At 65.1% G+C, this 16,883-nt stretch carries 14 protein-coding genes; 6 read left to right on the forward strand and 8 right to left on the reverse strand.

Going from position 1 to position 16,883, the window contains the following annotated elements; genetic code table 11:
• The first annotated feature begins 72 nt into the window (after positions 1–72).
• From OEZ49_RS17850 to OEZ49_RS17860, 3 genes are all read left to right on the forward strand, one after another.
• The gene (locus OEZ49_RS17850) at positions 73–1,494 is read left to right on the forward strand and encodes a M20 family metallopeptidase (protein ID WP_263389579.1); all 1,422 of its coding nucleotides are present in this window, start codon (positions 73–75) and stop codon (positions 1,492–1,494) included.
• Between the two features lie 44 nt (positions 1,495–1,538).
• Positions 1,539–2,819 (forward strand): tetratricopeptide repeat protein, encoded by a 1,281-nt coding sequence (locus tag OEZ49_RS17855; protein ID WP_263389580.1) that lies wholly within the window; start codon positions 1,539–1,541, stop codon positions 2,817–2,819.
• Between the two features lie 75 nt (positions 2,820–2,894).
• A complete protein-coding gene (locus tag OEZ49_RS17860; RefSeq protein WP_263389581.1) occupies positions 2,895–3,773 on the forward strand; it encodes a DMT family transporter in 879 nt (292 codons plus the stop codon).
• On the opposite strand, the gene OEZ49_RS17865 is transcribed toward OEZ49_RS17860, so the two are convergent.
• Positions 3,770–4,291 carry a glutathione peroxidase gene (locus tag OEZ49_RS17865; RefSeq protein WP_263389582.1) on the reverse strand — a complete coding sequence of 174 codons (522 nt, stop codon included), beginning with the start codon at positions 4,289–4,291 and terminating at the stop codon, positions 3,770–3,772. The two genes, OEZ49_RS17860 and OEZ49_RS17865, sit on opposite strands and share 4 nt — an antisense overlap.
• A 139-nt stretch (positions 4,292–4,430) precedes the next feature.
• On the opposite strand from OEZ49_RS17865, the gene msrB reads away from it, so the two are divergent.
• Positions 4,431–4,880: a peptide-methionine (R)-S-oxide reductase MsrB gene (msrB, locus tag OEZ49_RS17870; RefSeq protein ID WP_164128470.1), complete on the forward strand. Its 450-nt coding sequence runs from the start codon at positions 4,431–4,433 to the stop codon at positions 4,878–4,880.
• A complete protein-coding gene (msrA, locus tag OEZ49_RS17875) occupies positions 4,877–5,389 on the forward strand; it encodes a peptide-methionine (S)-S-oxide reductase MsrA (protein ID WP_263389583.1) in 513 nt (170 codons plus the stop codon). The genes msrB and msrA overlap by 4 nt, the downstream gene beginning before the upstream one ends.
• A gap of 46 nt (positions 5,390–5,435) precedes the next feature.
• On the opposite strand, the gene OEZ49_RS17880 is transcribed toward msrA, so the two are convergent.
• The 3 genes from OEZ49_RS17880 to fzlA all read right to left on the reverse strand — a co-directional run bounded on the left by OEZ49_RS17880 (position 5,436) and on the right by fzlA (position 9,281).
• Complete coding sequence (locus OEZ49_RS17880; protein WP_263389584.1) at positions 5,436–7,439, reverse strand: hydantoinase/oxoprolinase family protein; 2,004 nt, start codon at positions 7,437–7,439, stop codon at positions 5,436–5,438.
• Between the two features lie 72 nt (positions 7,440–7,511).
• Positions 7,512–8,543, reverse strand: coding sequence for a tRNA epoxyqueuosine(34) reductase QueG (gene queG / locus OEZ49_RS17885; RefSeq protein ID WP_263389585.1), 1,032 nt, complete (start codon positions 8,541–8,543; stop codon positions 7,512–7,514).
• 72 nt (positions 8,544–8,615) lie between these two features.
• Positions 8,616–9,281, reverse strand: coding sequence for an FtsZ-binding protein FzlA (gene fzlA, locus OEZ49_RS17890; RefSeq protein ID WP_164128474.1), 666 nt, complete (start codon positions 9,279–9,281; stop codon positions 8,616–8,618).
• Positions 9,282–9,462: 181 nt separating this feature from the next.
• Between fzlA and OEZ49_RS17895 the strand changes: the two genes are divergently transcribed.
• Positions 9,463–9,948: a GNAT family N-acetyltransferase gene (locus tag OEZ49_RS17895; protein WP_263389586.1), complete on the forward strand. Its 486-nt coding sequence runs from the start codon at positions 9,463–9,465 to the stop codon at positions 9,946–9,948.
• Between the two features lie 3 nt (positions 9,949–9,951).
• Here OEZ49_RS17895 and mtgA read toward each other — a convergent pair whose 3' ends face one another.
• From mtgA to OEZ49_RS17915, 4 genes are all read right to left on the reverse strand, one after another.
• On the reverse strand, positions 9,952–10,680 hold the full coding sequence (gene mtgA / locus OEZ49_RS17900) for a monofunctional biosynthetic peptidoglycan transglycosylase (protein ID WP_263389587.1): 729 nt from the start codon (positions 10,678–10,680) through the stop codon (positions 9,952–9,954).
• Positions 10,681–10,733: 53 nt separating this feature from the next.
• Positions 10,734–11,678, reverse strand: a complete 945-nt coding sequence (locus OEZ49_RS17905) for a Hint domain-containing protein (protein WP_263389588.1) — start codon at positions 11,676–11,678, stop codon at positions 10,734–10,736.
• A 220-nt stretch (positions 11,679–11,898) separates the two neighbouring features.
• Positions 11,899–16,431, reverse strand: a complete 4,533-nt coding sequence (gene gltB, locus OEZ49_RS17910) for a glutamate synthase large subunit (RefSeq protein ID WP_263389589.1) — start codon at positions 16,429–16,431, stop codon at positions 11,899–11,901.
• Complete coding sequence (locus tag OEZ49_RS17915) at positions 16,428–16,865, reverse strand: GFA family protein (protein ID WP_164128479.1); 438 nt, start codon at positions 16,863–16,865, stop codon at positions 16,428–16,430. Before OEZ49_RS17915 ends, gltB begins: the two co-directional genes overlap by 4 nt.
• Positions 16,866–16,883: the final 18 nt, after the last annotated feature.

Below are 16,883 nucleotides of genomic sequence, written 5' to 3' on the forward strand. Positions count from 1 at the left end.
TCCCAAGGGACGCGGATGTTTACCTCGGGCCATTTCCGGCGCAGGGTTGCGGTGCAACCTCGGAGGCCCGCCATGAATGAACATCCCGTCTGGTCCTATGTCCACCGCGCCCAGGCCGATCTGCACGCACTCTCGAATGCAGTCTGGGCCACGCCCGAAACCTGCTATGCCGAAACCCGTTCCACCGCCGCCCATGTGGCCGAGCTGAAACGCCAGGGCTTTGCCGTCACCGAAAACGTCGCCGGCATCCCGACCGCGGTCATGGGCGAGGCCGGCGAGGGTGGCCCGGTGATCGCCTTTCTGGGCGAATACGACGCGCTGGCGGGGCTGAGCCAGGTCGCCGACCTGGCCGAGCGCAAGCCGATGGTACAGGGCGCCAACGGCCATGGTTGCGGCCATAACCTGCTGGGATCGGCGGCGATGCTGGCGGCCATCGCCCTGCGCGACTGGCTGCACGACACCGGCACGCCGGGGCGGGTGCGCTACTATGGCTGTCCCGCCGAAGAGGGCGGCGCGGGCAAGACCTTCATGGTGCGCGATGGCGCATTCGCCGATGTCGATATCGCCATTTCCTGGCATCCGCATTCGATCCCGGCCGTGATGCTGGGCAGTTCGCTGGCCAATGCCCGCGTCGATTTCTCCTTCACCGGCCGCGCCTCGCATGCCGCCGCCTCGCCCCATCTGGGCCGCAGCGCGCTTGATGCGATGGAACTGATGAACGTGGGCGTCAACTACCTGCGCGAGCATATGCCCGACAGCGCCCGCATCCATTACGCGATCATCGACGGCGGCGGCATTTCGCCCAACGTGGTGCAGGGCCAGGCCAAGGTCCGCTACGTGGTGCGGGACAAGACCGCGCCCGAGATGCTGAAACTGCTGGCCCGTGTTCGCAAGGTGGCACAGGGCGCCGCGCTGATGACCGAGACCGAGGTGCAGGACGAAGTGCTGGCCGCCGTGTCCAACCTGATCCCCAACGACCCGCTCTGCGCCGCCATGCAGCGCAATCTCGACCTCTTGGGTCCGCCCCCGTTCGACGATCTGGACCGCGCCTATGCCGCCCGGTTCCAGGCCACCATGACCGAGGAGGATGTCGCCACCGCTTATGAAAGCGTCGGCATGCGCCCGCGCGCCGATCTTGCCCTACCCGATTTCGTAGTGCCCGAAGGCACGCCTGTGCCGCCGCTCGCAGGGTCCACCGACGTGGCCGATGTCAGCTGGGTGGTGCCCACGGTTCAGCTTTGGGGCGCGACCTATGCCATCGGTACCCCGTTCCACTCGTGGCAGATGGTGGCCCAGGGCAAGAGCCCGCTGGCGCTGAAGGGCATGACACACGCGGCCGCTGTCATGGCCGCGACCGGGGTCGATGTCATCCGGGACGCCGACCTGCGCAAACGCGCCTGGGACGACCTTGCCGCCCGGATCGGGCTAAAGGGGTATACCTGCCCGCTGCCCTCCGACGCCGAACCGCCCATCGCCGCCATGGCCGGAAGTTAACCACTGCCCCAGCCCCTGGTGAAAACCCGATCCGGAGAACACAGATGACCAGACAAGACGCCTACGGAAATCCGATCACGACCGAGAGTGCGGCGGCAGCAGACCACTATGACCGGGGCGTCCGGCTCTTTCTTGCCGGTCAGTTCGGGGCGGCAACGGAGTTCGAACAGGCCATCGAACAGGACCCCGGATTTGCGCTTGGCCACGCGGCCCTGGCCCGGGCGCGGATGATGTCCGCCGATATGCCGGGGGCAAAGGCCGCGATTGCACAGGCAGCGGAACTTGCGCCACAGGCGGACCAACGCGAGCGCCAGCATATCGAGGCGATGAACCTCTTGCTGAGCGGGCAGCCAAAAGCGGCGCGGCAGGCGGTACTGGCCCATGTCCGCGACTACCCGCGCGACGCTCTGGTCGCGCAGCTGTGCACCAACATCTTTGGCCTCATCGGCTTTTCCGGCGAGGTCGGGCGCGAGGCGGAATTGCTCGCCTATACGTCGGCCCTGCTGCCCCATTACGGCGAGGACTGGTGGATGATGTCGATGCACGCCCTGTCGCTGTGCGAAACCGGGCAGGTCGACGCCTCGCTGCGGCTGATGGAGCAATCGCTGGCGCTCAACCCCGACAACGCCAACGGTTCGCATTTCAAGGCGCATGCGCTCTACGAGGCTGGGGACACCGCCGCTGGCCGGGCCTATCTGGCCGACTGGATGCGTGGTTATGACGACCGTGCCGTTCTGCACGGGCACCTGTCCTGGCACCAGGCGCTCTGGGCCCTGCATGACGGAGACAAGGCCGAGATGTGGGCGCTGGTGGATCGCAGCATCGGCCCCGGCGCGGCCAAGGGCCTGCCGATCAACGTGCTGACCGATACCGCCGCCATCCTCTATCGCGCGGAACTGGCCGGTATCACGGTGGACCCGGCACGCTGGACCGCGATCAGCGATTTCGCCGCGCGGTTTTTTCCCGAAACCGGGCAGAGCTTTGCCGACATGCACGCGGCCCTTGCCCATGCGATGGCCGGTCAGGGCGACCGGCTGGCCCATATCGCCGAGACGGCCAAGGGATTTGCCGGCGACATGGTGCGCCCGATCGCCCGCGCCTGGGGCGCTATTGCACGGCAGGATTGGACAGCCGCGCTCTCCGAACTGGCCCAGGTCATGGCCACAAACGAGCGCCTTGGCGGCAGCCGTGCGCAGCGCGACCTGATTGAGCTGGCCTATGTCAATGTTCTGGTGCGGCTGGGTCTCACGGAGGAGGCGCACCGCAGCCTGCAAACCCGCCGTCCCGTGCTGTTCCCGGCACCGCCAATTCACGATCTCGGGTGATCCCGGACCTCGGCCCTTGAACATCGCCGGGTTTTCCGAAACTGTCCGCCCGATTGCACAGAAGGTGGAGAGATCATGGACTTGCGCGCCATCGCCATGGGGCTGGCATTTGCCTTCATGTGGTCCTCGGCCTTTACCTCGGCCCGGATCATCGTCGCGGATGCCTCGCCTCTCTTTTCGCTGGCCTGCCGGTTCCTGATCTCGGGGCTGATCGGTGTGCTGATCGCGCTGGCCATGGGCCAGACCTGGCGGCTGACCCGCAACCAGTGGAAAGCCACCATCATCTTCGGCGTCTGCCAGAATGCCCTTTACCTGGGGCTGAATTTCTACGCGATGCAGACGGTCGAGGCCTCGGTCGCCGCCATCATCGCCTCGACCATGCCGCTGCTGGTGGCGCTGGCCAGCTGGGTCTTCCTGGGCGAACGTCTGCCAAGCCTCGGTGTCATTGGCCTCCTGGCCGGTTTTGTCGGCGTCGCCCTGATCATGGGCGCCCGGATCGACGCGGGCGTCGATCTGTTCGGGGTGTTCTTGTGCGGTGTCGGCGCGCTGGCGCTGGCGGCGGCCACGCTGGCGCTGCGCGGAGCGACCTCGGGCGGCAACTTCATGATGGTGGTGGGCCTGCAAATGCTGGTGGGCTCGGCGGTGCTGTTCGTCGCGACCCCGGTGTTCGAGACCGTGCATGTGAACGTGACGCTGCCGCTGGCGCTGGCATTCGCCTATACCACGCTCATTCCGGGGCTGACCGCGACCTTTGTCTGGGTTCTGCTGCTCAACCGGATCGGCGCGATCCGGGCCGCCACCTTTCACTTCCTCAACCCGGTGTTCGGCGTCGCCATCGCCGCCGCCCTGCTGGGCGAGCGCCTGGGCGCGCTCGACCTTGCGGGCGTGGCAATCACCACCGCCGGCATTCTGGCGGTGCAACTGTCCCGCCAGACGGCGGCGCGCAAGCCTTAGTTTAGAAGCGCCTCGATCTCGCGCTTCATCCGAGCCGAATCGGGGCGCACGGCCGAACCGAAGGTCGCCGCAACGGTCCCGTCCGGCGCCACCAGCACCTTGTTGAAATTCCAGCCCGGCTCGAACCCGGTCTCGGCCTTGACCGCCTTGTAGAACGGATGCGCCCCCGCCCCTTTTACATGCAGGATGTCGGTCATCGGCAGGGTCAGGTCATAGTTCAGCGCGCAGAACTCCTTGACCTCGGCCGCCGTCGCCAATTCCTGGTTGAAATCGTCCGACGGCACGGCCAGCACGATCAGGCCCTTGCCCCGGTAGGTCTCCCACAGGTCCTGCAACCCGGCATATTGCCCCGTGAACCCGCATTGCGACGCGGTGTTGACCACCAGCACCGGCTGCCCGCGCCAATCCTCCATCGACAGCGTACCGCCGTCGATCGAGGGGAACACGCCCGACACCGGGGCCGCCTGAACAGCCCGGCCAACAAGCAAAAGAACGATCAGAAAAATGATACGGAACATCTTTGCTCTCCTTTCCCACAGTCTACGTATGCCAAAGCCACCCGGATCAATGCACGTCTGCGCGAGCGGCATGAAACAACCCTTTGCTTTCGGCAATCCGATCTCAAATACTGCGCCTAAGACCCTAAGCGGAGGTTCCATGACCCGTTACACCAAATCGCCCGAAGCCCTTGCCGCCCTGTCGCCCGAAGAATTCTACGTGACGCAACGCAGCGGCACCGAACGCCCGGGCACCGGCAAGCTCTTGCACAACAAGGAACCTGGCATCTATGTCGACATCGTATCGGGCGAACCGCTGTTCGCCTCGTCCGACAAATACGAATCCGGCTGTGGCTGGCCCAGCTTCACCAAGCCGATCGAACCGGCGCACGTGACCGAGATCGAAGACCGCACCCACGGCATGATCCGCACCGAGGTCCGCTCGAAACACGGCGACAGCCATCTGGGCCATGTCTTTCCCGACGGTCCGCGCGACCGCGGCGGGCTGCGCTACTGCATCAACTCGGCCTCGCTCCGCTTCGTTCATCGCAACGACATGGAGGCAGAAGGCTACGCCGACTACATTGACCAAGTGGAGGATATCGCATGAGCCTTGAACGCGCCGTTCTGGCAGGGGGATGTTTCTGGGGGATGCAGGACCTGATCCGCAAGCTTCCAGGCGTGAAAGCCACCCGCGTGGGTTATACCGGCGGGGATGTGGCCAACGCCACCTATCGCGATCACGGCACCCATGCCGAAGGGATCGAGATCACTTTCGACCCGGCCCAGACCACCTATCGCGACCTGCTGGAGTTCTTCTTTCAGATCCACGACCCGACCACGCCGAACCGCCAGGGCAACGACATCGGCCTCAGCTATCGTTCCGCGATCTATTACGTGGACGAGGCGCAAAGGGCCGCCGCCCTCGACACCATCGCGGATGTCGACGCCTCCGGCCTCTGGCCCGGCAAGGTGGTGACCGAGGTGGAACCCGTAGGCGATTTCTGGGAGGCCGAGGACTATCACCAGGACTATCTGGAAAAGCATCCAAACGGCTATACCTGTCACTTCCCGCGCAAGGGCTGGGTGCTGCCCAAACGGGCCAGCGCCGCCGAATAACCAGAAAAACAGAAGCGGGGCGCGCAAGCGATGCGCGCGCCCCAACTCACTCGTCGGCCACGCGCGGCCGCCCGCTGGCCTCGACCGTAATGGTCGCCTCGACAAAGACTTCGCGCCCCTCGACCGGCACCTGCCGGATGTCGCGCGACACGATCACCCGGACATCCTCGGCCCCGGCGGCGCGAGCCTCCGCCTGCGCCTCGGCGCGTAGAACCTCTTCAAGCAGCCCCAGCGCCGCCTCGGCCGAGCCGAAATCCTGCGGCCCCTCCTCCAGATGCACGCGGTACCGCCCCTCGGCCGGGGCCGTCACCGTACCTGACTTTCGAAAGGTCACCCGCCCGACCACGGCGCCGATGGCATTGGCGACGCCTGCATGTTCCGGCAGGATCATGCCGCAATGCAGCCGCGCGCCCACCGCCGGGTAATAGCTGGGCGCCGATGCCCCCAGCCCGACGACCTCAACGTTCAGCGCCATGTCGAGCTTGAGCAGCCCGCGATGCCCCGCCAGCCCCTTTTGCGTCAGGATATGCCGCGCCAGTTGCTCAGGCGGCAAACCGAAATCGGTGTCATCCTCTGCAAAAGCGGCCTCCAGCAAGGTCAGCGCGGTCTGCTCGGTCAACTGGTCGATGATCATCTGCGCCAGCGCCTCGGGGGAACCGGCCAGCCGTTCGCCGCTGCCGGTCCTCTTGCGCGCATAGAGCTCCAGCCCCTTGCGCGCAGCCTCACCATCCCACGCATCGAGCCTGCCCAGCACATGGCTCGCATCCGAGGGTGTGATCCCCGACACCTGCACGATCCCCCGGTCGATCAGCCGCGACAGGGCGCCCTGCTCCATCCTTGTCCTCAGCAGCCCCGACAGCGGCAGCACCCGTGTGCCCAGCCGGTCCAGCAACACGGTCTCGCGCGGCCCCAACCCGTCGGTCGGCACCCCCGGCAGCATGCGGGCAAACCGCACATCGTATTCGCCCACCGTCGCGGCCCGCAACTGCTCGTCCAGCACCGCATGCACCACCTCGCCCGCCTCGGCGGCGATCAGCGAGACCGGCAACACCCGGCGCGGCCCCAGAAAGACACCGCCCTGCAAGCCCTCGGCCACCACATGCACCTGGCTGTCCCCACCCAGGCCATGGGTCCGCATCGCCACCGCTTCGACCATGGTCCGGAACCCGCCCACCTGCGCGCCCGCCGGGTCGATCTTGGGCCGCCCTTCCTTGATCAGGGCCACATCCGTCGTGGTCCCACCGATATCCGAGACCAGCGCATTCTCGACCCCGGTCAGCCAGCGCGCCCCTACGATAGAGGCCGCCGGACCGCTCAGGATGGTCTCGATCGGCCGCGCCCGCGCCTGCTCCGCACTCATCAGCGCCCCGTCGCCGCGCACCACCATCATCGGCGCATCGATCCCCAGATCGGCCAGCGTATCCTGCGCCCGTCCGATCAGGCGGTCGATCATGCCGATCAGCCGCGCGTTCAACACCGCCGTCACCGCCCGTTTCGGGCCGTTCAGCTTGGCCGACAACTGGTGCGAGCAAGTCACCGGCGCGCCGGTCCGCTCGGCGATGATGCGCGCCGCCTCCAGCTCATGCGCGGGGTTGCGCGTGGCGAACTGCGCCGCCACGGCATATCCCGAAACCCCCGCGCCCGAGGCCAGGAATTCCTCCAGCGCGGCCACGTCCAGCGGCGCCACCTCGCTGCCCGCATGGCTGTGCCCGCCCGATATGACCAGCGCCGGGTCACCTTTCAGGGCCTCGCGCAAGCCGTGCTTGTCCAGATCGCCCTGGCTGAACCCGATGTAGATCAGCGCCACCCGACCGCCCTGGCCTTCGACCAGCGCGTTGGTGGCCAGCGTGGTCGAAAGAGAGGCCAACCCGATCTGCCCGGCCGAAACACCGGCCTCTTCCATCACCGCCCGGATGGCCTGGCCGACCCCGATGGCCAGATCCGACCGCGTCGTCAGCGCCTTGGCCGAGGCGATGACATCGCGCTCGTCCCGGATCAGCACCGCATCGGTATAGGTTCCGCCTGTATCCACGCCCAATGACAGTGTCATACGGGTTCTCCCTCTCGTTCGCTCTGGCCTGAATACCGGCTTTCTCCGACACGTCCCGCCTGTTTGCGGCACTTATCCCAGCTTCTCGACCGCCCAGGCCGCGGCATCGGCCACCGTGGCATCGGCATCCCCCACCAACCGCTCAGCCACCGTCCGCAACTCGGGCAGGCCGGAATTGCCAATGGCATAGAGGACATTGCGCACGAACCGGTCCCGCCCGATCCGCTTGATCGGCGAACCCGAGAACATGGCCCGGAACCCGGCATCGTCCAGCCCGGCCAGTTCGGCCAGGCGCGGCGCGGTCAGCTCCTCGCGCGCCGCATAGCGCAGGTCGCTGGCCGCCACCGCGAACTTGTTCCACGGACAGACGGCAAGACAGTCGTCGCAGCCATAAATCCGGTTGCCCAGCTTGCCGCGCAACTCCGGGTCCACCGGCCCCTTGTGCTCGATCGTCAGGTAAGAAATGCAGCGCCGCGCATCCAGCCGGTAGGGCGCCGGAAAGGCATCGGTCGGGCAAACCGTCAGGCAGGCGGTGCACGACCCGCAATTGTCCCGCTCAGGCGTATCCACCGGCAGATCCAACGTGGTGAACACCGATCCCAGAAAGGCCCAGTTGCCCCAATCCCGGCTCACCAGGTTGGTATGCTTGCCCTGCCAACCCAGTCCCGCCGCCTGCCCCAACGGCTTTTCCGGCACCGGCGCGGTATCGACAAACACCTTCACCTCGCCCCCCGCCTCACCAATCAGCCAGCGCGCCAGCCGCTTCAGGCGTTTCTTGACCAGGTCGTGGTAATCCTTGCCCCGCGCATAGACCGAAATCGCGCCCCGGTCGGGTTGGCCCACCACCGCCATCGGATCCTCATCCGGGGCATAGCTCTCGGCCAGCATGATCACCGACCGCGCCTCGGGCCACAGCGCCGCCGGATTGCCGCGCCACTCCATCCGCTCGGCCATCCAGCCCATCTGCCCGTGAAACCCGGCCCCGACAAAGGCGGCCAGCCGCTCCGGCACCTCGGGCACATCCCAGGGGCGGCAGATACGGCAGGCCACGAACCCTTCCTCCAGGGCGCGCGCCACCAGCCTCTCCTTCAACTCCCGGCTCATGCTTCTTTCTGGTCCAAAATACTCCGGGGGAGTCGCGCCTTGGCGCGGCGGGGGCAGCGCCCCCAAACCCGGTCAGAAATCGAGATCGGCGTAATGCGGCGGCGGCCGGAACCCGGGCACCTGATCGGCCAGGATCGACCGGAACGAGGGCCGCGACTTGATCTTTGCATACCAATCCTTGACCACCTGGCTCCGGTTCCAGTCCACGTCCGAGATATAGTCGAGCGATGACAGATGCGCGGCGGCGGCGAAATCGGCCAGCGTCATCTGGTCGCCCGCCAGCCAGCGGCGGTGATCCAGCAGCCAGGCCATGTAATCCAGATGATACTTGATCGCCCGCGCCCCGTCCTTGACGTTGCGGCTGTCGGGATAGCCCTTGCCGGTGACCTTCTTGTTCACCCGCTCATAGAGCAGCTTCGAGGTCACCTCGTTGTGGAACTTGTCGTCGAACCAGCTGACCAGCCGCCGCACCTCGTACCGCCCATCGGTGTCCTTGGGCATCAGCGCCGGATCCGGTCGGGTTTCCTCGATATATTCGCAGATGGCAGCGCTTTCGGCCAACATGCGCCCGTCCAGCTTCAGGACCGGCACCTTGCCCGCCGGATTGCGGCGCAGGAAATCCGGGTCGGCCTCCCAATACCGCTCCTCGACCAGTTCGACCTCGACCTTCTTTTCCGCCAGCGACAGGCGGACCTTGCGGCAGAACGGCGAAAGGGGAACGTGAAACAGGCGCGCCATGGTGATCCGGATGATTTCAATTCTTGCATGTCAGCAATAGCCCCGCCAGCACGGCAAGTGCAAGTTCCCACGCGCATCGCGGGCAAGCCGCCGCCGGTTTGCGACACGCAATCGTGACGCCCCACCGCTTGACCACGCCGCGCCGCAGGCGCAGATCCGGGCAAACAGGACGGCCCGGACCATGCCAGAACACCATCAGCCCGATATCAGCTTTGCCCGGCTCAACCAGATCGACCCGCCCCAGATCCTGGCGCATATGTCCGACCCCCGCGTCGCGACCCATATGCCGCTGCTCACCGAACCCTGGACGCCCGAGATCTGCGCCGGATTTGTCGCGGCCAAGGAAGCCTGCTGGCAGCGCGACGGTCTGGGTCACTGGGCCTTTCTCAACCACGGCGACTATGTCGGCTGGGGCGGGTTCCAGAAAGAGGGCGATGAATGGGATTTCGGCCTGGTCTTGAAGCCCGACGTGTTTGGGCTGGGATTGCCAATCGCGAAAAAGGCCCTCGCCCATGCAAGGGCAGACGACCGCATCCCTTTCGTGACCTTTCTCCTGCCGCCCTCGCGTCGGCATCTGGGGGCCCTGAAACGCCTGGGCGCGACACAGCTTGCCGACATCGACTACGATGGCGTGCGGTTCCTGAAATTTCGCCTCGAAACCGCGTGAGCGCTATTCGAAACAGGCCGCGCGCCCGTCGGCCTCGATTGTCGCGGCCCCGTCCATGATCCCCGCCGCCCGCTTGCGCAGCCGTGCCGACGGATTGGCGGCCGACCGCTCGCGCGGATTGGGCAGCACTGCGGCGATGCGCGCCGCCTGCTGCGGGCTCAGCTTGTCGGGTTCCACCCCGAAATAGTGGCGCGAGGCCGCCGCGACCCCGAACACGCCCTCGCCCATCTCGGCCACGTTCAGATAGACCTCGACGATGCGGCGTTTCGACCAGACCAGTTCGACCAGCGGCGTGATCCCGGTCTCCAGTGCCTTGCGGATCCAACTGCGCCCCTGCCAGAGAAAGACGTTCTTGACCACCTGCTGCGACAGGGTCGAGGCACCGCGCCCGCCCCCTTCGTCAATCGCTGCCCGGATCGCTTCGACGTCAAAGCCCCAATGCAGGCAGAAATTCGCGTCCTCGGCCGCCACCACCGACCGCGCCATCACCGGGGCGATATCCTCCAGCGGCATCCAGTCGCGCTCCACCGAACCCAGCCGCCGGTACTCGCTCCAGATCGTGTGGGTGATCGGCGGATTGACCAACGTGAACAAGACCACCAGTGCCACCAGCACCGAAAGCCCGGCAAAAACAGCACGGCCAGCCCAGCGCATGACCCAGCGTACAGGCTGCAACTTGGTTTCGGCCTTGCGGGCCTTTTTCTTTCTTGTGTTCGCAGTCCGCTTGGCCATGACCGCCTTTTAGCGCAGTTCTGTGCCGATCTGAACGGGCAAAGCCATCCGGCTCAGGCCGCCGACAGAAAATGTGCTTCTGCCGATCGCGCAACCCGTCGCGCGGTCTGCCATCCCGGCTCTGCGGGGATCGCCAGATCCCGAAACAATGCCGCCTCGGCATTGTCCGCTGCCGTGTCTTCGATCTCTTCAAAAGCGCCGGGAAAATAACTTTCGGTCGGGATGCCCTCGGAGAAAACGATTTCATGCCGCGCGAACAGCAGGTGATAATAGGTAATCTTGTGACGCGGCGCGAACCGTATCGTTCCGCCGTTCACCAGCAGTCGCGCAGGAACAAACACCTCGGTCTCACCACAGGCCAGTTCGGCCTGCCACCCGGTGATCAGCATCCGGTGCTGCTGGCTGACATAGAGGTCGCGAAAATTGCCCAGCGCACCGGCAGCAAACAGCACCGGCGCCAAAGCGCCGTCGCCGCGAACGGTCGTCTGCGCCAACTGCACCAGCGGCTGGAACCCGTTGTCCAATGTCCGCACCATATCGCCTGGGCGCAGGGTTTCGACCGGGATCGGGCCGCTTTCAATCTCGATGAACGTGCCGGCGGCAAAACACGCAAATCCCGGAAACCAGTTGGTCGAGGTCGTATCCAGCGTGTCGATGCTAAGCTGCGTGTTGCCATTCTGAAGATCCGGCAAATCATCGAAATCGGCATTCATATCCAGGGCAACGGTCTTGAACGTGCCGTCCCCCATGTCGATTCGGATGAACGAGGCCTTCTGCCCGGGATCCCCGCGCACATTGCCGACACCCAGATACTGATAACTCAGCATCGTCAGCCCGCCGTCAAACGAGACGTATTCGCCCGACAACGGGTCGTTCAGCTGCGTGTCGACATCGACAAAGGTCAGAACGCTTGTCGAGTTGTTGACGATGTTGATCGTTCCGCCAGCAACGAACGGGTCACCGTTCACGTTCTGCGCGGTCAACGTGATGTTCGCCATGTCTGCTCCGCCCGGTTTTCCGGGTCCGTTTTCGGGCACGCCGGGGCGCGCACCTGCCTCACGAAACAGAAAAAGGTAAAATTGGGGCGAAAATGTGGCGACCTGCCCAAGGTGTTAGCCATGGTACCCGAGACAGAAAAAAACGACCGGGGAGTTCTGACACCCCGGTCGCGTCTCGTTTCACGGCGAACCGGCCCGATGGCGGGCCGGATCCTCGGATTTATTCGGCGGGCATTGCCAACGTATCGAGCGTCAGCGGATAGGCCAGCTTGTTCAGCATCTCCTTGGGGCAGACCTGAAGGAAATTCGCCTTTTCGCTCTCCCAGTGTTGCAGGATGTCGGCGGCCTTGCGGCTGCGGGTTTCTTCCGCGTGACGCTCGACCAGATCCTTCAACTGCGCTTCCCAATGGTCCACCGTCACCGGGCAGGTGACCAGCGTTTCCATGTTCATCAGCACCTGCGCCTTGCCTTCGGGATCGTAGAGATAGGCCATGCCCCCGGTCATCCCGGCGCCGAAGTTGGCGCCGATCTGACCCAGGATCACCGCCACACCCCCGGTCATGTACTCGCACCCGTTCGAACCGCAGCCCTCGACCACCACCTTGGCGCCCGAGTTGCGCACGGCGAACCGCTCGCCCGCCCGGCCTGCTGCAAAGAGATACCCATCGGTCGCCCCGTACAGCACGGTGTTGCCGATGATCGTGTTCTCGTCCGCCTTCAGCGGGCTGACCTGCGGCTGGCGCACCACGATGGTGCCGCCCGACAGGCCCTTGCCGACATAATCGTTGGCATCGCCCGACACTTCCAGCTTCAGGCCGGGCGCCGCAAACGCGCCCAGCGACTGACCGGCCGAACCGCGCAGCTTGATATGCAGGTGGTCGCCTTGCAGATCGTTGCGCATGCCGAACCGTTTCACGATATGGCTCGACACCCGCGTGCCCACCGTCCGATGCGTGTTCTGCACCGAATAGCTCAGCTGCATCTTCTCGCCATCCTCCAGGAACCGCGCGGCATCGCGCACGATCTCGGCATCCAGCGTGTCTGGCACCAGGTTGCGCGGCTTGGCCCGGTCATAGACGATGTTCTGTGCCCCATCGACCGTGATCAGCAGCGGGTTCAGGTCCAGATCGTCCAGATGCGCCGAGCCACGCGACACCTGCGCCAAGAGGTCGGCACGCCCGATCACCTCGTCCAGCGACCGCGCGCCGATGCTGGCCAGGATCTCGCGTACTTCCTGCGCATAGAAGGTGATCAGGTTCACCACCTTCTCGGCATTACCGGTGAACTTGGCGCGCAGGCTCTCGTCCTGAGTGCAGACGCCCACCGGGCAGGTGTTCGACTGGCACTGGCGCACCATGATACATCCCATCGCGATCAGCGCGGCGGTGCCGATACCGTATTCCTCGGCTCCCATCATCGCCGCCATGACGATGTCACGCCCCGTACGCAGCCCGCCATCGGTGCGCAGCGTCACCCGGTCGCGCAGGTTGTTCATCGCCAGAACCTGATGCGCCTCGGTCAGGCCCATTTCCCAAGGCAGACCGGCATACTTGATCGAGGTCGCAGGCGAGGCACCGGTGCCGCCGTTATGGCCCGAGATCAGGATGATATCCGCCTTGGCCTTGGCCACCCCGGCGGCAATCGTGCCCACGCCCGAAGACGCCACCAGCTTCACCGTCACCTTGGCGCGCGGGTTGATCTGTTTCAGGTCATAGATCAGCTGCGCCAGATCCTCGATGGAATAGATGTCGTGGTGCGGCGGCGGGCTGATCAGGGTCACGCCCTTGGTCGAATGGCGCAGACGCGCGATCAGGTCGGTGACCTTCATGCCGGGCAGCTGACCGCCCTCGCCAGGCTTGGCCCCCTGCGCCACCTTGATCTCCAGCTCCTCGCAATGGTTGAGGTATTCGGCGGTCACGCCGAACCGGCCCGATGCCACCTGCTTGATCTTGGCGGACGGATTGTCGCCGTTGGACTCGGGCACGAAATGCGCCGGATCCTCGCCGCCCTCGCCGCTGTCCGACTTGGCGCCGATGCGGTTCATCGCCACGTTCAGCGTCTTGTGCGCCTCGGGGCTGAGCGCACCCAGCGACATGCCCGGCGTTACAAACCGCTTGCGGATCGAGGTGATGCTTTCCACCTCTTCGATCGGCACCGGCTTGCCCAGGGGCTTGATGTCCAGCAGGTCGCGCAGATGGATCGGCGGATTGCTCTGCATCTTGGCTGAATACTGCTTCCACAACTCGAACGACGCGCGGTTGCAGGCCATCTGCATCATGTGCATCGTGGTCGCTTCCCAGGCATGGGTCTCGCCCGACTTGCGCGCCTTGTAGAACCCGCCGATGGGCAGCACGTCCAGCCCGCTGTCCCAACCCTTGGCATGGATCTCCTCGGCCTTGGTCTGGATCCCCTTGATCCCGATGCCCGAGATCCGGCTGGTCATGCCGGGGAAATACTCGGCCACCATGGCCCGGCTCAGGCCCACCGCCTCGAAGTTCAGACCGCCGCGATAGGAGGACACGACCGAAATCCCCATCTTGGCCATGATCTTCAGCAGGCCCTGGTCAATCGCCTCGCGATAGCGGGCGATGTTCTCGGTCAACGTGCCGTCCAGCAGGCCACGATTGATACGGTCGGCAATCGAATCCTCGGCCAGATAGGCGTTGACCACTGTCGCGCCACAGCCGATCAGCACCGCGAAATAATGCGGGTCGATACATTCCGCCGACCGCACGTTGAGCGAGCAGAAGGTCCTCAGCCCCTTGCGCGTCAGGTGGCTATGCACCGCGCTGGTGGCCAGGATCATCGGCATCGCCACCTTGCCCGGCCCCGAAAGGTGATCGGTCAGCAGCAGGTGCCCGGCACCCGAGCGCACCGCTTCCTCGGCCTCGGCCCGAATCCGCGCCAGTGCGGCGCTCAGCCCGGCCGATCCTTGCTCGAAACTACAGTCGATCTCGACCAGCGGCGCGTTGAAGTTCTTCTTCAGCGTCTCCCACTGGGCATTGCCGACAAACGGGCTCTCGGCCACGATGATCTCGGTCTGGCTGCTGTCCTCGTCCAGCACGTTCTTGAGGTTGCCAAACCGCGTCTTCAGGCTCATCACCCGGTATTCGCGCAAGCTGTCGATGGGCGGGTTGGTCACCTGGCTGAAGTTCTGGCGGAAGAAGTGGCTCAGCGGACGGTACTGTTTCGACAGCACTGCGGCAGGCGTGTCATCACCCATCGAGGCCAGCGCCTCCTTGCCATCCTCGGCCATGGGCGCAAGGATCTGCTCCAGTTCCTCAATCGAATAACCCGCCGCGATCTGCCGCTTGCGCAGCTCCTCGCCGGTGAACAGAGACTTCTCCTCGACATCGCCAAGCTGGTCTTCGAGATTGTTGATCTTGCCGACCCAGTCGCCAAACGGGCGCGAACCCGCCAGTTTGTCCTTCAACGCGCGGTCGTGGTACAGCTTGCCCTCGGCCATATCGACGGCGATCATCTGCCCCGGGCCCAGCGCGCCCTTTTCCAGCACGGTTGCCTCGTCGGTGGGCACCATGCCCGCCTCGGACCCCGCGATCAGCAACCCGTCGCCGGTCACCACATAACGCATCGGGCGCAACCCGTTACGGTCCAACCCGCCACAGACCCAGCGGCCATCGGTCATCGCCAGCGCGGCAGGGCCGTCCCAGGGCTCGATCACCGAGTTGCAATAGGAATACATGTCGACCCAGGCCTGCGGCAGTTCCACCGCCTGCTTGGACCAGCTTTCGGGCACCAGCATCGTCTTGGCCATGGGTGCGTTGCGCCCGGCGCGCACCAACACCTCGAACACCGCATCCAGCGCCGCCGAATCCGAAGACCCGCCCGGCACGATCGGCTTGATGTCCTCGGCCATCTCGCCGAAATACGAGCTCGCCATGCGGATCTCGTGGCTCTTCATCCAGTTCAGGTTGCCCTTCAGCGTGTTGATCTCGCCGTTATGGGCCAGCATGCGGAACGGCTGCGCCAGCCACCACTGCGGGAAGGTGTTGGTGGAATAACGCTGGTGATAGATCGCGAACGAGGATTCGAACCGCTCGTCCATCAGGTCGGGATAGAACACCGCCACCTGCTCGGCCAGCATCATCCCCTTGTAGATGATCGACCGGCAGCTGAGCGAGGCGAGGTACAGGCCCGAGATCCCGGCCGCAATCGCCGCCTTCTCGATGCGGCGACGGATGACATACAGCTCGCGCTCGAATGTCTCTTCGTCCACGCCCTTGGAGTTCGAGATCAGGATCTGCTCGATCTCGGGACGGGTGGCGTTGGCCTTGTCGCCCAGACAGGTCACATCCACAGGCACATGGCGCCAGCCGTAGATGTAATAGCCCATCCGCAGCACTTCGGACTCGACGATGGTCCGGCACCGCTCCTGCGCACCGAAATCGGTGCGCGGCAGAAACACCTGACCCACCGCGACCAGCTGGTCCAGGCGCGGCTCGTGCCCGGTGCGGCGGATCTGGTCATAAAAGAACGGAACCGGGATCTGCACATGGATACCCGCGCCATCGCCGGTCTTGCCATCGGCATCCACCGCGCCCCGGTGCCAAACGGCCTTGAGCGCGTTGATCCCGGCCTCGACGACCTTGCGGCTCTTCTTGCCGTTGACCGAAACGACCAGACCAACCCCGCACGAGGAATGTTCCTCCTCTTCGGAATAAAGCCCGTTCTCGGCCATCCACTTGCGCTTGGCTTCTTCGGCCCGCACCCAATCGGCATCGTACTTGGTCATTGGCTGTCTCCTAGATCAGAGGGGGCATACATGGCTTCGACCTCGGCTTGGGTCATCTGCCGGCGTTCGCCTGCGAACGCATAGCCCTCGGGCTTCTTGTCGATATAGAGTTCAAGTTTCAGGGCGTTGCCGCCCGCATTGTCAAACAGGCCGGCCGCCATCTGCGTCTGGCCATGCATCTGTCCCTCGGCCGTGATCCGGTACCACAGCGCCGAGCCGCATTTGCCGCAGAACGCCCGCTCGGCCCAATCCGAGGAACGATAAACCTCGACCGGACCCAGCGCCGCATAGCCCGGCTCGACCGGAAAGCTGACATAGGCGCTGCTGGTCCAGCGGCGGCACATGTCACAGTGACAGGCGCCCAGCGCCGCACGGGCCGGGGTGGCGGTGACAGTCACCGCACCACACATGCATTCTCCGTGAAGTTCCGTCATCGCGGGCCTCGCTCCCGA

The organism is Ruegeria marisflavi (genome assembly GCF_025673445.1).
GTDB classification, from domain to species: domain Bacteria; phylum Pseudomonadota; class Alphaproteobacteria; order Rhodobacterales; family Rhodobacteraceae; genus Ruegeria_B; species Ruegeria_B marisflavi.

What these genes read in the sequence shown, in the direction of transcription:
- OEZ49_RS17850 (WP_263389579.1), top strand. Translation starts at nt 73, where the DNA reads ATGAATGAACATCCCGTCTGGTCCTATGTCCACCGCGCCCAGGCCGAT.
- OEZ49_RS17855 (WP_263389580.1), top strand. Translation starts at nt 1,539, where the DNA reads ATGACCAGACAAGACGCCTACGGAAATCCGATCACGACCGAGAGTGCG.
- OEZ49_RS17860 (WP_263389581.1), top strand. Translation starts at nt 2,895, where the DNA reads ATGGACTTGCGCGCCATCGCCATGGGGCTGGCATTTGCCTTCATGTGG.
- OEZ49_RS17865 (WP_263389582.1), bottom strand. Translation starts at nt 4,291, where the DNA reads ATGTTCCGTATCATTTTTCTGATCGTTCTTTTGCTTGTTGGCCGGGCT.
- msrB (WP_164128470.1), top strand. Translation starts at nt 4,431, where the DNA reads ATGACCCGTTACACCAAATCGCCCGAAGCCCTTGCCGCCCTGTCGCCC.
- msrA (WP_263389583.1), top strand. Translation starts at nt 4,877, where the DNA reads ATGAGCCTTGAACGCGCCGTTCTGGCAGGGGGATGTTTCTGGGGGATG.
- OEZ49_RS17880 (WP_263389584.1), bottom strand. Translation starts at nt 7,439, where the DNA reads ATGACACTGTCATTGGGCGTGGATACAGGCGGAACCTATACCGATGCG.
- queG (WP_263389585.1), bottom strand. Translation starts at nt 8,543, where the DNA reads ATGAGCCGGGAGTTGAAGGAGAGGCTGGTGGCGCGCGCCCTGGAGGAA.
- fzlA (WP_164128474.1), bottom strand. Translation starts at nt 9,281, where the DNA reads ATGGCGCGCCTGTTTCACGTTCCCCTTTCGCCGTTCTGCCGCAAGGTC.
- OEZ49_RS17895 (WP_263389586.1), top strand. Translation starts at nt 9,463, where the DNA reads ATGCCAGAACACCATCAGCCCGATATCAGCTTTGCCCGGCTCAACCAG.
- mtgA (WP_263389587.1), bottom strand. Translation starts at nt 10,680, where the DNA reads ATGGCCAAGCGGACTGCGAACACAAGAAAGAAAAAGGCCCGCAAGGCC.
- OEZ49_RS17905 (WP_263389588.1), bottom strand. Translation starts at nt 11,678, where the DNA reads ATGGCGAACATCACGTTGACCGCGCAGAACGTGAACGGTGACCCGTTC.
- gltB (WP_263389589.1), bottom strand. Translation starts at nt 16,431, where the DNA reads ATGACCAAGTACGATGCCGATTGGGTGCGGGCCGAAGAAGCCAAGCGC.
- OEZ49_RS17915 (WP_164128479.1), bottom strand. Translation starts at nt 16,865, where the DNA reads ATGACGGAACTTCACGGAGAATGCATGTGTGGTGCGGTGACTGTCACC.